Origin of the sequence: Pseudoalteromonas phenolica, assembly GCF_044788725.1 — a bacterium.
Classification (GTDB): Bacteria; Pseudomonadota; Gammaproteobacteria; order Enterobacterales; family Alteromonadaceae; genus Pseudoalteromonas; species Pseudoalteromonas phenolica_C.
The window spans coordinates 446,693-460,956 of sequence record NZ_CP173162.1 but is presented as its reverse complement, the minus strand read 5'-3'; the positions used below and the strand labels follow the sequence as shown (position 1 = coordinate 460,956).

Here is a 14,264-nt window from a genome sequence, read left to right as displayed (position 1 = left end):
GACCAGCCAAGATTAATATCAATTTATTTACAGCACAAAAAAAGGGCCTAGGCCCTTTCTTAATTGTAAGAAGATAACAACTTTTGTAGCTGCTCAAGTCGCTTATCAGTGATAACTTGATTATTGATTTTAATGGTTATATCACCACTCTTATTGCTTCTTTGTAAATCAATGAACTCATTGCTAAATAAAGACTCGTTACGACGAATAGGTTGCTCAAAGTTAACAAGATATTGTGTTATTTTGATTGCGCGTTTTTCATCACTCATTTCTTCAGACATGAAAGCTTGATTAGGTAAACCTTCAAGTAATAAGAAAAACGTATCTTTATCTTTTTTAATCGCATCAATCAATTTCTTAGCCGCTTCACGACCTAAGTGATTAGGTGTAGGGTAATGTTGCAAAACTTGCATTGGAATTTGCTCGAATGCTTTTAAAGAGTCAGCAATAGCAGTGTGAGATACGCCTTCAAGCTCCGCTATTTCTCTGTAAGAGCCTTTTTTGCCTTGAGCAATGAGATCTTGCTTGGTATCAGCATAAGCCTGTCCAAGCTCCCACAAGCTAGGTGCAATGTATTGATCTGAAGATACCGCTAAAAGTTTTGCGTCTGCATCAGTAAAATCAGACGAAGAGAGTACAACATAATCCGCATCTGCTAATAAACAGGCTTTTCGACGTCTAGAACCAGATAAAACCCATTGTGTATTATCTTTTAGCCAACAAAGTGCCGGATGAAGGTTTCTTTTATCGTTTTTAATTGCTGGCAAAATGTCTGCAACAGACTTATCTGACAGTAAACTTTGTTCTCGACGATTCTGGCCATAAACTCGAGTTTGCGACTCGATATCTCGATGTGAGATCACTTGGCATGTCATAGTGATCATTCTAGTTGGATCACTGGGTGCAGGCATTGTGAGTACTTCTCCCACTGATGCTTGTTCTAATAACTCATCTAAACTGCTGGTACTTACAGGCGTAGCAAATGGGTCTAAGCGAGTGTCATTTTTACGTTTTTTAGCCATGTAAAACCTATTAATTTTGTTGTTCTAAAGAAGATTGGGTTGAAACCCAGTTTGATCGGATCAGCATTTCAAGTTCATCAACAACATCTTTGATATTTTCTTGTGATTTTATCAATGACTCTCTGCTGGCAAGACTATCAGATGTTTTTTGATCAAAGATCGTATTAAATGAAGACGAGCTAGCTGTAATAGCAGAGCTATGATTGATAGGGTAGCTCATAACCTGACGTCCAAAAGCACTACGAACGTCTTTAACAATATCACGTTGTGAATGGTTACCTTTAACATAGTTGGTAACTAAGAACTGCATAAAGTCCCAACCTTCATGGCCAAGCGCGGCAACTGTGTGATAAATCTCACCAAGACGTTTTAGATATTTATTATTTGCATCAAAATCGACAGCTTCAGGGTGTACAGGAATAAGCATTGCTGTAGAAGCCATCAAAGCATTGTAAAACATAAAGTTTAAAGATGGGGCTGTGTCAATTAGAATTATATCGAACTGATCTTCGACAGGCTTAATAACTTTTTCTAGTAATTTATGATAGTGGCGAGTTTGCTGATAGCTAGAAGATTCTTTTAATTCTGTTGCTGTTTCATGCTCAAAATAAAAGTCGTCCATACCTGAAGGTAAAAGTCTAATATTTGGAATATGAGTCGCTTGAAAAGCTTCACTAACAACATCAGACCAAACTTCGCCTTCATCAAGCTCAATACAATCACGCATAAGATCGCCTACGGTGATCGGCTCAGGATCTTGAGAAGGAAAAAAGCTTGAAGAAGAACCCTGAGGATCAAGATCAATAATTCCAATGCGATAACGTTTGATATTAGTTGTTGCTAAAGCTGCAGCTATGTTTACTAAAGACGTTGTTTTACCACAACCACCTTTTAAAGAGTTGATAACGATAACTTGGAGTTTATCGTTCTCTTTACGCTGATCATGTGGGATCCCCATAATTTCAGCCATAGCGAAGATATTAGAAAGTGTATATGCATAATGACCATTGGCACCTTTTTGAATATTTAATTCATCGAAGTCACCTTGATCATGTCTGCGTTTTAAAGTTCTGTTATTACAGCCCAATAAATCAGCAGCAGCTTTTTGTGTATATGTACGGAGCTCTTTTTCGTCGCTTTTTAAATGGGCGCGATAATGTTGGATTCTACCTTCTAAAGATTGCTCTGCAACTTCAGCTGTAGCTTTCAGAAGTTTATAGGTTGATAGTGCGCGATTATTAATTGACATACATAATATCCTTAACTTTATGCTAAAGATTATAATGTCCATAACTTTAATAGTAAACAACAAAAAAAGAAGACATTTGTTATTTACTTACAAATAAAGAATAAAAAAGAAGATTAAGTATGGTTAAATTATAAGGTAATAAAGGTTAAGACTACAAAAATAACACTTAACTAATTGATTTTATGTAATAATAAGAAAAAAACCAGATCACTTAATAACGAAGTAAAGATCTGATCTTTATTAACTAATAGATCTTGATTTTACTAACTAAATTTTCAACTGGATACTTATTCACAGTTTATAACCAAACTTATGTACAGAAATGCCTTGTAGATCACTTTTTTACTAAGTTATATCAGTGAGTTATGCACTGATCATTAAGCTAATAATTGCTTTAAGTTAATAAAGATCTGATCTGTTCTTGGTACAGATCAGATCTTTATTAATTTGAAACTAAGTTATACACAAAGAAAACGGGCCTGATGTCAGATAATACCGTCAAAAGATATGACAAAACGACTTTGACTTAGTAAAATTTTGATTTGCGAAAGCAGTTAGTAAAAAAATGATCTGAATAAAAATAGGCTTCAGATCACTTTTTTACTAACTTTAATTATTAACTTTTGCTGTGGAATATGTTGTTATAGCATGTCGTCGAAATTTGGAAGTAAAACAATGAGCCGAAAGGTGAACATCTCAGTAGATAATCTACCTGATTCATTACGTGGGCAAATTCATGGAGTAGAGAGTGCAACCGATAATGAAAATTTAGCACTATTTACAGACAACAAAGATGTTCGTATTACACTTGATAGTGCTGCACATGAACTACGAGCCTATTCAAATACTTTTAACCATTATGATCTTTGGGGTAGGTTTGTCCGTTCCGGTCATAAAAAATTACCACTAGAAGAAGCCCCGAAAAAAACAATAATTACTCGACGTATATCAGAAAAAGTTGATGGAATTCTTTACGAAGGCGAAATAAAAATTACGCCTGCAGTAGTGAGTACTAAACTTGAAGGCGAAGAAGTTGAATGCTTGGTTTGGCCATCAGATCGTGAAGAAAAAGTAGAAAGAGCATTAATTAGACTTGCCTCTAAAGGTAAAATTGTAAAAATCAATTTTAAGTCCGGTATTCAATATGCTGTTATATTTTCAATGAACGAATTGGCGCAGGAATTGAAAGCTGTTGGCCAATCTATGCCATACCCACAAATTAAAGAATCACTTGAAGCACTTCAAGGTTCTAAATTATCGTTTAAATATTCAGCTACAGACACTAAAAACACAGATATTGATGATTCTTTCTACGAATCTAATATGAATTTTCTTTCATCGTTGCACTTTAGTGGCAAAAAAGGACAGGGTGGAAATGTAAAATGTGTCGCTTGTTTAAACGCATTTGTTCATAACATGATCGATAACCTGGAATATAAAGGTTACTATTTCAACAGAGCACAAGAATTAAAGCGCGGTTTATCTCGTTGGATGATGCTTCGTTTGTATCATTTATGGCGATATGCAGCACCAGGAAAAACCTACCATTTTAGACTGCTTTCTATCATGGAAAAATACGGTTCTATTTATTCAACAGATGAAATAACCGAAAACAAACTGAAAGCATTGCGCCGAGATATGACAACGACAATGAAAGATTTGATCGAAAAAGGTGCAATTTCTGAATATGATATAACCAATGTAAAAGATGATAAAACTGGAAAAATCATCGATTATGTTTATGAGATGCATCCTTCAGAAGAATTTTGTGATGAAATTCTGACTTTAAATAAACAAAACAAGAGAATCGAAATTCAGGGTGGCAAACGTCTAGTTGAAGCTGTTGAAGTAATAGACGAAGATGTACTTGAAGAGATTGTGAAAGAGTAAATTATAAATTTACTCTTTTTTTTCTAAATAAATTCTATCGACTAAAAAATTATACTCGCGTTTTCTTGGATCGCTCACACTTGCATCATAGTTAGGAAGCTTACCAACCTTTAGTTTCTTGCTTGGATTTAACATAATAAACGGTAAAGCACCACTTACATGGTATCTATTGGTAGCAGTAAATCGAATATTTACTTCAGGTGTTACTCTCGTAGGTCTTCGAATTCTTAATTTTGAATCAGCATCCAAACTAAGAACTCGAATTTTTTCAGTTTCAACCGCCTTTAACCATGACTCTTGATCTATTGCTCTTGGGTTTGAATATTTAGAAGAGCGTTCAAGCATTTCTAGTGCTGCATCTTTAGTTAAGGTTTTCGTTGCATGCTTCTTCATCCAGGAAAACCGTACCGAATAAGCTGACTCAGATTCACAATGAATTTTTCGATATGCAGCTAAAGTGATTAAATTTGGAATTGCTGAATGAACGGCTTCAAAACGTGCATCATTATTGGGTATGCTAAGAACTAGCTCCTTAAACTTTGCTTTTTCAATGTTTATTGAATTAATTCTATTCTGTAAATGTTTAAATTTATCTTCAACTAAAACAATTCCTGGGTGCCGAGTTAAAACTTTGCCACTTTTACCAGACTCTAGAAATAAATCATTGAATGCAAATATGATTTTTTTTAGGGCCTCATCGCCAGAAATTTCATTTACAGTGATTTGTTCAGGAGCGTTATGTTCTTGCTCTTTATTATAATCTGGTAACGAGTAATAATTAGCCGAAATAAAATTTGCAGATTCGAGTTCTTTAGAAAAGAGATCTAGATGATTTTGTAATAAATCGAATTGTGCTTTGATAAGAAAATTAATATTCATTGAAAAGCTATTCTAAATATATTTAGTATGATGTGTTCTTTAATTATAGCATACTATCAATTTTTAATAAATTTTAAGTGGCTTTAGAGTTTAGAATTTCATGGAAAAGGAAGATATAGCTTGGATAATTACAAAATGATTTGCTTCAAGTACCGTTAAAGCAACTATAAATTTAGTTATTACGAAACTCCATCAGAACCACTATAGAGCTGGAAAACTACTCAAATTCTTAATCTTGCTAAACAATACAAAGCATAGTGCTAGTCTAAAACTTGTGAATTGAAAAGATAGTGATGTAATGATTAACAAATAAACCAAGAAGGTAAAATATAGGAGTTATAAAAATCATTGTGTATGTGTAAATTTCAAAAAATAAATTGTGTAAAAATTTAAAGCTGGCTTAATTAAGAAAAGTTCTTAAAGATTAAAAACTTTTTGAGACTAGAAGCAATGGAATTACTCTGTAGCATTAAGCAGAAGTATATGAAATAGTGAACATTTGAAAACATGAATTAAAAGAAATATACATAATTGGAACTGAGCAATAAATGTATTTAAAAAGTTTTATAAAACTAAGCCAAATCAAGAGAAGATATAGTTACCGAGAAATAAGATTTCAGATTACAGCAAAATTAGATCTATTTACTGATAGCATATGAAGCTATGTTTAAAGCTTTATTCTAAATCAATCAAGTATGATGTGTTCTTTATATAGCACGATAAGTGACTAATTGTCTATTCCTCTATATAAATTTTTAGTGCGTTTATTGTTATGTTAAATTGACTAAAGAATTTAATAGTAAGGGATTCTCTTCAATTGATAATGTAATTTGTTTACTAGACAGTTATTCAAAGCAGCAGGCACGTTCATTAAGTTCTGAAAAATCTAAATACAATGCCAGTTAGAGAAATTTGATAATTTAATAAAGCTAAAAATGAAATTAAATGGTTAAACCCAGAACACAATCTATTTCTTGGTCTAAAAGGGAAGGGAACAAGAGGTATTAAGTATGAGCCTAGCCGTAAAATTTGAAAATTTCTAACTTGTAAGCATTGAACTTTTATAACCACTTTGCAAAATAGCCAGAAAAAAATCATGTGGCTAGACAAAGATTTTTTTTTAAAATCAAAGGTAGTAAAATTGAGAAGGCTATAAACAATGAAAAAAGCATTTAAATGTGAAATTATCCAACTAGTTACAACTCAACTTTAACAATACACACCTATAAGAAATACATATCTGTAGATTAACCATCAAAAATTAAAATGCTTCAAGTTCAAAGCCACAATAAATTGTTTAGTTGACCGCGAGTTTAGATACTGACAAAGAAATAACTAACAAAAAAATCTACATACAATTTTGTAACTCCCCCAAATATAAAACAGTTAATAAGTAGAGTTATCCATAAACTAAAAAAGGAAAATTTACGATGAGAAAAAGCAAATCTACCGAAAGTAAAATTGTCTAAATGATCAAAGAAGCAAAGTCTAGTGTTCCCGTTCCTGAGGAACGCCGTAAACATGGTATTGGCCAAAGTAACTTTTAAAAGCAGCGAACAAAATATAGTGGTGGAGGGTCAAAATGTTAAACGGCTAACACCTCATTGCTTGCCGCGGTAAAACAAGGCAAATTAGAGTAGATAATGGCCCTGAGCTTACTTCGACTATGTTGGAAATATGAACGATGGTAAACAACATTATTAAGCTTTAGTTTTTAAAGCCTGGTAGTCCTTATCAAAATGGTTTTGTTGAAAGATTTAACCGAAGTTACCGTGAAGAAGTGATACTTGTTTGAATCACTGCAAGAAGTACGTGAAATCACACTAATTAGCTATCTTGTGACTGCAAAAAATTTTACAAAAGAGCTGTACTAAATTGGCTGGAGTTACAATTTTAAAAAATGAAATTACAGCTTTCATAAACTATGAAAGTGTAAATGAACAAGAGATGCTTTAAAACTTTAACAATCTGAAAGTGTGATACAAGGGTTATATATGATATTGAAAAACCAAAAGTTAAAAGACATTAAATTTTAATACGAAGAAAATGAATTTTACAAAAGAGATCAATATAGCTTAATGAAAAGTGCCTCTGCTGAAGATAGGAAAGAAAAACAGTTTAATTTATGTTAGAAAAAATTAAGAAATGAGTGAGGAGGCTTACAATTACCAAAATTTTGTAATTCACTAAATCTATATAATCGTAGCAAATAGCCTTTGTAAACAACGGCAAAATATAAACCCAATATAGAGAGATTTTCATAACACTATTTTTCGATGATATAAAAATTACGAGCAAGCAACGATAAAAATCAATCGTTAAAATTAAGCATACAAAAATAAACTTGATCGATGAAGAGTTTAAATAACATTCAAAAAAATAGCTCTACTTTATTCCTTTGATTAATACTTAATACCTTTGAAATGCTTATTTAAACTTTATTGTATGATGTGTTCTTAAATTGGTGTGTAATTAACTTATGATGTGTACTTTTTAGCTCGTTAATCTGACTGCTTCTACTGTAATACTTGCTTTACGTATACAACCTGATTTAGTATGTTGTGTTCTTTTAACGTGTGCTATTAGTTGAGATCATAATCATGATCAGGTAAGTTGTTTCTGTTCTAAATAAAATATAGGAATGAGGAATGAACAACTGGAACCCAAATAGCTGGAGAGACTTCCCAATAGTCCAGCAGCCTGAATATCCGGATCAGGCACAATTAAAACAAGTAGAAAAGCAGCTAAATTCTGCGCCACCTTTAGTATTTGCTGAAGAAACAAGAAGCTTATACAAAAGTCTAACTGATGTTTGTGAAGGCAAAGCCTTCTTGTTACAAGGTGGTGATTGTGCCGAGTCATTTTCAGATTTTAGTGCAGCGAACATACGAGATACATTCAAAACACTACTTCAAATGGCTGTTGTATTAACATATGGTGGTAAGTGTCCTGTTGTAAAAATAGCTAGAATGGCAGGTCAATATGCCAAACCAAGATCGTCTGATTATGAAACAGTTAATGGTGTGTCGTTACCTTCATACCGCGGAGATATAGTTAATAGCTTCGAATTCACTGAATCAGCGCGTATTCCAGACCCGAACAGACTTATGACGGCATATCATCACAGCGCAGCTACATTAAATTTATTACGAGCTTTTGCCCAAGGTGGTTTGGCAGATTTGCACCAAGTAAACCGCTGGAATATGAGCTTCGTTGCAGCAAATCCATTAAAAGAAAAATTCCAACAGCTCGCCGACAGAATACAAGACGCGCTTCAATTCATGGAAGTGTGTGGGATTGATTCTACTGTTGCACCAAGTTTAAAAGAAACATCACTGTATACTTCACATGAAGCATTGTTATTAGGTTATGAAGAAGCCCTTACGAGAAGGGATCATCTCACTGGTGACTGGTATGACTGTTCATCGCACTTTGTATGGATTGGGGAGCGTACTCGACAATTAGACCATGCGCATATTGAGTTTTTTAGAGGTATTAAAAACCCAATTGGCGTTAAAGTAGGTCCAGGTATGAAACCAGACGAGCTTATTGAGTTAATAGACGCATTAAATCCAGATAATATACCAGGTCGTTTAACACTTATTACAAGAATGGGCGCAGATATTCTTCCTGAGAAGCTTCCAGCACTGGTAAGAAAGGTACAAGAAGAAGGTCGTAAAGTGATTTGGTCTTCAGATCCAATGCACGGCAATACTGAAAAAGCGACTACGGGTTATAAAACTAGAAGCTTCAACAACATTTTACGTGAAATCAGTCAATTTTTCGCTGTACATAAATCTGAAGGTTCATATGCGGGCGGTGTACATTTAGAAATGACTGGCCAGCACGTAACTGAATGTACTGGTGGTGCTTATGGTTTATCTGATGAAGATTTAGCGCAAAGATATAGAACACAATGTGACCCAAGACTTAATGCCGATCAAGTTTTAGAGCTTGGTTTCTTAGTTGCAGATTTATTAAAAGATGCAAGAAAATAGCTAAAACCAAGCATATAGCAATTCATATTTTTAAACCCCACGAAATAAGTGGGGTTTAGTTTGTTTGTGTATTCTCAATCGCACCAGTTAAAGAATAGTTTACAAAAGACTAGTACTTGCGCCTCACTAATCCAGCTTCAGAAATAATTTTTGCCGAAATTTCTTCTACTGAATGTTTTGTTGAATTAAGAAAAGGGGTTTTATGCTTTTTGAAGAGCATTTCAACTTCTCTCACTTCAATACGACACTGGCGTATTGACGCATATTTTGAATTAGCCATACGTTCTTGTCGAATTAAAGAAAGCCTCTCAGGATCGATTGTTAACCCAAAGAGTTTATTTTTATATGGCAATAGACATTTAGGAAAGTTGCCTTTTTCTAGATCATCTTCCGTCATCGGGTAATTCGCAGCTTTAATACCATACTGCAAAGCCAAATAAAGACTTGTCGGTGTTTTACCACTACGACTCACACCAACCAAAATGATATCTGCTTCTTCGTAGTTCTTTATGTTTGCACCGTCATCGTTTGCTAGTGCGTAATTAACCGCGTCAATCCTAAAGTCATAACTTGATTCATGTATTGAGTGAGTTCTATGTATACGGGGGACCGGTTCTGTTTTTAGTTCTTTCTTAAGAACATGGCTGGCTAATGTTAAGAAGTCATAACAAACAGCATTACTAGATAAAATAATATCGGACAATTCCGGATTAACGAAGGTGAAAAATACTAAAGGGGTTTCACCATCAGCACTAACTGTATTATTGATTAATTCTTTAATTTCTTTTGCTCTTTCCACTGTTTCTACGAAAGGAATGGTTTTATGTTGAAATTCAACAGGAAAAAGTGAAAGAGTCGCATGACCAAAAACTTCAGAGGTAATGGCTGTTCCATCCGAAATATAAAAAGCAGTTCTCATAAATAAGCCTAATGAAATTTGTTTATTTTCCTTATCGCGGTTTACGCGACTAGCTTTGCCAGTGTAGAATGCACTCGACTATACTAATGGTCAAACAATCTCTCACATTTATTACAATTTGTTTATGGAGACAGTTCCGTGCAAGACTACGTTCTCTGGTATCAAGAGTTAGGTATGCAAGATGTACCTCGAGTGGGTGGCAAAAATGCGTCACTTGGGGAAATGATTTCAAACCTAGCAAACGCTGGTGTACAAGTACCAGGCGGATTCGCTACAACCGCCGAAGCCTTCAATGAATTTTTAGAGCAGTCAGGCTTAAACGAAAAAATTCACAAAATCCTAGACACATTAGACGTTGATGACGTTAACACCCTCGCAAAAGTAGGTGCTGACATTCGTCAATGGATCATCGATACACCATTCCAACCAGAACTAGATAAAGCTATTCGCGACGCATATAACACGCTCCATGGTGATGCATCAGCAGACGTTTCTTTCGCAGTTCGTTCATCTGCAACTGCAGAAGATATGCCTGACGCATCATTCGCAGGTCAACAAGAAACATTCTTAAACGTACGTGGTATAGATGCCGTAATGGTAGCTATTAAACATGTATTTGCTTCATTATTTAATGACCGTGCCATTTCATATCGAGTTCACCAAGGTTATGACCACCGTGGTGTAGCACTTTCAGCCGGTATTCAACGTATGGTACGTTCTGATAAAGCATCCTCAGGTGTAATGTTCAGTATCGATACTGAGTCAGGTTTCGAAGACGTTGTATTTGTTACATCAAGCTATGGTCTTGGTGAAATGGTTGTACAGGGTGCAGTTAACCCTGATGAGTTTTATGTTCATAAACCAACATTAGCTAAAGGTAAACCTTCAGTAGTTAGAAGAAACTTAGGTTCAAAAGCAATTCAAATGGTTTATTCAAGTGACGAGTCACATGGTAAACAAGTAGAAATTGTTGATATGGAACCTGAATTATCTAACCGTTTTTCAATCACAGACGAAGAAGTACAAGAACTAGCTAAACAAGCTGTGATCATCGAAAAACATTATGGCCGTCCGATGGATATCGAATGGGCTAAAGATGGCAACGACGGAAAACTTTATATTGTTCAAGCTCGTCCAGAAACAGTTCGTTCTAATGAAGATGCGAATGTGATGGAACGCTTCCAGCTAAAAGCACACTCAAATGTCATTGCGGAAGGTCGTGCTATTGGTCACAAAATTGGTTCAGGTGTTGTACGAGTACTTAACTCAATCGACGAAATGGATAAAGTACAAGTTGGTGATGTATTAGTTACTGATATGACAGATCCAGATTGGGAACCAATCATGAAACGTGCAGCTGCGATCGTTACAAACCGTGGTGGTCGTACATGTCACGCAGCAATCATTGCTCGTGAACTTGGTATTCCAGCTGTAGTTGGTTGTGGTAACGCAACAGACTTAATCACCAATAACCAAGAAGTAACTGTTTCTTGTGCTGAAGGTGATACGGGCTATATTTACGAAGGCAAACTGGATTATGAAGTAATTACTTCTCAAATCGATTCTATGCCTGATTTACCAATGAAAATCATGATGAATGTTGGTAACCCTGATCGTGCGTTCGACTTTGCTAAATTACCACATGCTGGTATAGGTCTTGCTCGTTTAGAGTTTATTATCAACCGCATGATCGGTATTCACCCTAAAGCTTTAATCAACTTTGATACTCAACCAGCTGATTTACAAGCTGAAATCAAAGAAATGATTGCAGGTTATGCTTCTCCAGTTGAATTCTATATCGAAAAATTGGTTGAAGGTATTGCTACTTTAGGTTCAGCATTTGCACCAGAGCGCGTCATTGTACGTATGTCAGACTTTAAGTCGAATGAATATGCGAACTTAGTTGGCGGTCAGCAATATGAGCCAGAAGAAGAAAACCCAATGATTGGTTTCCGTGGCGCATCACGTTATATTTCTGAAGATTTCCGCGAGTGTTTTGCACTAGAGTGTGAAGCAATCAAGCGTGTAAGAAATGGCATGGATTTAACTAATGTTGAAATCATGATCCCATTCGTGAGAACTTTGGAAGAAGCTGCACAAGTAATTGAATTACTTGAAGAACATGGTTTAAAACGTGGTGAAAATGGCTTAAAAGTAATCATGATGTGTGAATTACCATCAAATGCATTACTAGCAGAAGAATTCCTAGAATACTTCGACGGTTTCTCTATTGGCTCTAATGATTTAACCCAGTTAACATTAGGCCTTGACCGTGATTCAGGTTTAATCGCACACCTATTCGATGAAAGAAACCCTGCAATTAAGAAGCTTTTATCTATGGCTATTCAAACGGCTAAAGCGAAAGGTAAATATGTAGGTATCTGCGGTCAAGGTCCTTCGGATCATGAAGATTTTGCCGCTTGGCTTGTTGAGCAAGGTATTGATTCTGTATCTTTAAATCCAGACACAGTATTAGAGACTTGGTTATATCTGGCTGATAAATTAAAAGCCAAGGACTAACTATTAGTTTTTTAATGAAGCCGGCAATTGCCTAATGCCAGTCAGTTAAGAATTGACTGGCATTTTCTTTTATACGGATATTTCCTTGGTTTCTTTCTAACCTCTCTTGGGTACCTCCTATCAGGAAGCCGGTCTGGTAATACAAACAATCTTAGTGTTGTCAGCAGCTCTTCATAGTGTACTGGCAACTTACTCGCACTGTGGATAGGAGTGAGCATAAAAAATGCGATGATATAGCGCATACATAAACTAAAACTAAGTTGTCTGGGTATCAGGATTTCTTCCGCTTTCGTTGCATCAATCATTGCAATGCGGATTAAGTTGTAAGCTAACAGTAGTCCCCATAACTCTTGACGTACCATATCAGGCTTTTTACTTCGTAATGCATGTTTAGACTGATGCAACCCTTGTTTCATTTCTCTAAAGCCCAACTCTATTTCCCAACGCTGAGTATAGACTTCTGTTAATTCATCATATGGATAACGCATGGGGTCGATTAATGAACTCAGTACACGGTAGCTTTTCCCATCAACTTTATACGTAGTGAGTCGAGCGGTTATTTGCTCTGGTAAATCTTTAAATTTACTTTTAGCTTGAGGGCTAGTATGTAAAGTGATTATTTTATCTTCATCGCTGATATGACGTTCAACTTGGTATTGTAAATCCTTGCGAGCTGGTAACATCCAATGTGTATTTTTACCTTGTCTTTGCCACTGATATAAAAGGCCTAAAGAGTAATAGCCACGGTCAAATAGCGTTAAAGAGTCATCTGGGACAGACGATAAAAGTCTTTTGGCAAGTGTCATTTCCCCTACATGGCGTGCATCAAAGCTACTATCCAGTAATAGATGGCTTGATACCTCCATCAAACTACACATCCTGATTTGAGGATAACTGCTTTCACCAAATTGATTACTGTCACTACCAAACGCACTTCGATTTTCTTCGTTATCTTGAGTTCTAAAGCTCACTCCATCAACAGCTAACAAATTCAGTCCACACCACTGCTCAAAGGCATGCTTGTAAAATGCACTTTGGGCCAACAATCGAAACGAGTGATACACTGCATCAACCCCTAAACGTTGACGACCTTGAACCAAAGCGCTGGGCGCAACCAGTTTATTTTTCCCCGGCAGCGTAATATCTAATCGGCTTGCGATATCCCATACTGTTTCGTTACGAAATAGGCTCATGCCAATGACTGACCACATAATAGCTTCTAACGGCAACCTTCTTCGGCGCACGGTTGCAACTCCAGCATACTCGAACGCCTGTTCAAGTATATCGGCATCAAGGACATTCTTTAGTTTATCCAGGGTGTGTACATCATCTAAAAACGAAGTTAGGTCGTCACAGTGATTAGAAAGAGGCATAAAAAAAATCCGATATTAGTTTCCTAATATCGGATTCTGAACTCTTTAAAAGATCGGTCAACTGATCTCTTTGCTTCTTAACTGATCAGCATTGGGCAATTGCCGGCTTTTTATTTTACTTTATCCAGCTTGTAGCAAACATCTCTAAATAGACGTTGTAATTTCTTGAGATAGACTCTCGCTTTAGGGTAGTAAATAGAGAAACACATTAAAGCAGCCAAGCCAAAAATAATTGAAGGACCGGGCACTACAAAGAATATAATTGCTAGTAGTACAAATAAGCCGCCTAAACTTAGTATCAATAATTTCTTCATATCAGCCTCCTTATTTAAATATAATCAAGATAAATATATTTTTCTGTTTCTAACTGTAACAAAGAATATAAAACTCAATTTTCTTAACTTGCTACCATGG

The 14,264-nt window shown here is 35.5% G+C and carries 9 protein-coding genes and 1 pseudogene; 4 read left to right on the top strand and 6 right to left on the bottom strand.

Annotation, left to right across the window (positions count from 1 at the left end):
• Window positions 1-59 precede the first annotated feature (59 nt).
• On the bottom strand, window positions 60-1,022 hold the full coding sequence (locus ACH784_RS19610; RefSeq protein WP_404396917.1) for a transcriptional regulator: 963 nt from the start codon (window positions 1,020-1,022) through the stop codon (window positions 60-62).
• 10 nt (window positions 1,023-1,032) lie between these two features.
• On the bottom strand, window positions 1,033-2,271 hold the full coding sequence (locus tag ACH784_RS19605) for an AAA family ATPase (RefSeq protein WP_404396915.1): 1,239 nt from the start codon (window positions 2,269-2,271) through the stop codon (window positions 1,033-1,035).
• 675 nt (window positions 2,272-2,946) lie between these two features.
• Here ACH784_RS19605 and ACH784_RS19600 point away from each other — a divergent pair.
• Window positions 2,947-4,161: a replication protein A gene (locus tag ACH784_RS19600; protein ID WP_130254783.1), complete on the top strand. Its 1,215-nt coding sequence runs from the start codon at window positions 2,947-2,949 to the stop codon at window positions 4,159-4,161.
• A 9-nt stretch (window positions 4,162-4,170) separates the two neighbouring features.
• Here ACH784_RS19600 and ACH784_RS19595 read toward each other — a convergent pair whose 3' ends face one another.
• Window positions 4,171-5,040 (bottom strand): DNA replication terminus site-binding protein, encoded by an 870-nt coding sequence (locus ACH784_RS19595; protein WP_404396912.1) that lies wholly within the window; start codon window positions 5,038-5,040, stop codon window positions 4,171-4,173.
• A gap of 1,711 nt (window positions 5,041-6,751) precedes the next feature.
• Between ACH784_RS19595 and ACH784_RS19590 the strand changes: the two are divergent.
• Together ACH784_RS19590 and ACH784_RS19585 are read left to right on the top strand one after the other, a co-directional pair.
• Window positions 6,752-6,863, top strand: a pseudogene (locus ACH784_RS19590) (integrase core domain-containing protein); the annotation flags it as partial.
• An 825-nt stretch (window positions 6,864-7,688) separates the two neighbouring features.
• Window positions 7,689-9,038 carry a class II 3-deoxy-7-phosphoheptulonate synthase gene (locus tag ACH784_RS19585; protein ID WP_404396909.1) on the top strand — a complete coding sequence of 450 codons (1,350 nt, stop codon included), beginning with the start codon at window positions 7,689-7,691 and terminating at the stop codon, window positions 9,036-9,038.
• Between the two features lie 109 nt (window positions 9,039-9,147).
• Here ACH784_RS19585 and ACH784_RS19580 read toward each other — a convergent pair whose 3' ends face one another.
• The gene (locus ACH784_RS19580; RefSeq protein ID WP_404396906.1) at window positions 9,148-9,957 is read right to left on the bottom strand and encodes a pyruvate, water dikinase regulatory protein; all 810 of its coding nucleotides are present in this window, start codon (window positions 9,955-9,957) and stop codon (window positions 9,148-9,150) included.
• Window positions 9,958-10,095: 138 nt separating this feature from the next.
• Between ACH784_RS19580 and ppsA the strand changes: the two genes are divergently transcribed.
• Window positions 10,096-12,477, top strand: coding sequence for a phosphoenolpyruvate synthase (ppsA, locus tag ACH784_RS19575; RefSeq protein WP_404396904.1), 2,382 nt, complete (start codon window positions 10,096-10,098; stop codon window positions 12,475-12,477).
• Window positions 12,478-12,518: 41 nt separating this feature from the next.
• Here ppsA and ACH784_RS19570 read toward each other — a convergent pair whose 3' ends face one another.
• Window positions 12,519-13,850 (bottom strand): IS4 family transposase, encoded by a 1,332-nt coding sequence (locus tag ACH784_RS19570; RefSeq protein WP_404396902.1) that lies wholly within the window; start codon window positions 13,848-13,850, stop codon window positions 12,519-12,521.
• 110 nt (window positions 13,851-13,960) lie between these two features.
• Window positions 13,961-14,164, bottom strand: coding sequence for a hypothetical protein (locus ACH784_RS19565; protein WP_404396900.1), 204 nt, complete (start codon window positions 14,162-14,164; stop codon window positions 13,961-13,963).
• Window positions 14,165-14,264: the final 100 nt, after the last annotated feature.

Excerpts from the sequence above, each read along its gene's own strand:
- ACH784_RS19565 (WP_404396900.1), bottom strand. The coding sequence starts at position 14,164 with ATGAAGAAATTATTGATACTAAGTTTAGGCGGCTTATTTGTACTACTA.
- ACH784_RS19570 (WP_404396902.1), bottom strand. The coding sequence starts at position 13,850 with ATGCCTCTTTCTAATCACTGTGACGACCTAACTTCGTTTTTAGATGAT.
- ACH784_RS19595 (WP_404396912.1), bottom strand. The coding sequence starts at position 5,040 with ATGAATATTAATTTTCTTATCAAAGCACAATTCGATTTATTACAAAAT.
- ACH784_RS19580 (WP_404396906.1), bottom strand. The coding sequence starts at position 9,957 with ATGAGAACTGCTTTTTATATTTCGGATGGAACAGCCATTACCTCTGAA.
- ACH784_RS19610 (WP_404396917.1), bottom strand. The coding sequence starts at position 1,022 with ATGGCTAAAAAACGTAAAAATGACACTCGCTTAGACCCATTTGCTACG.
- ACH784_RS19600 (WP_130254783.1), top strand. The coding sequence starts at position 2,947 with ATGAGCCGAAAGGTGAACATCTCAGTAGATAATCTACCTGATTCATTA.
- ACH784_RS19585 (WP_404396909.1), top strand. The coding sequence starts at position 7,689 with ATGAACAACTGGAACCCAAATAGCTGGAGAGACTTCCCAATAGTCCAG.
- ACH784_RS19605 (WP_404396915.1), bottom strand. The coding sequence starts at position 2,271 with ATGTCAATTAATAATCGCGCACTATCAACCTATAAACTTCTGAAAGCT.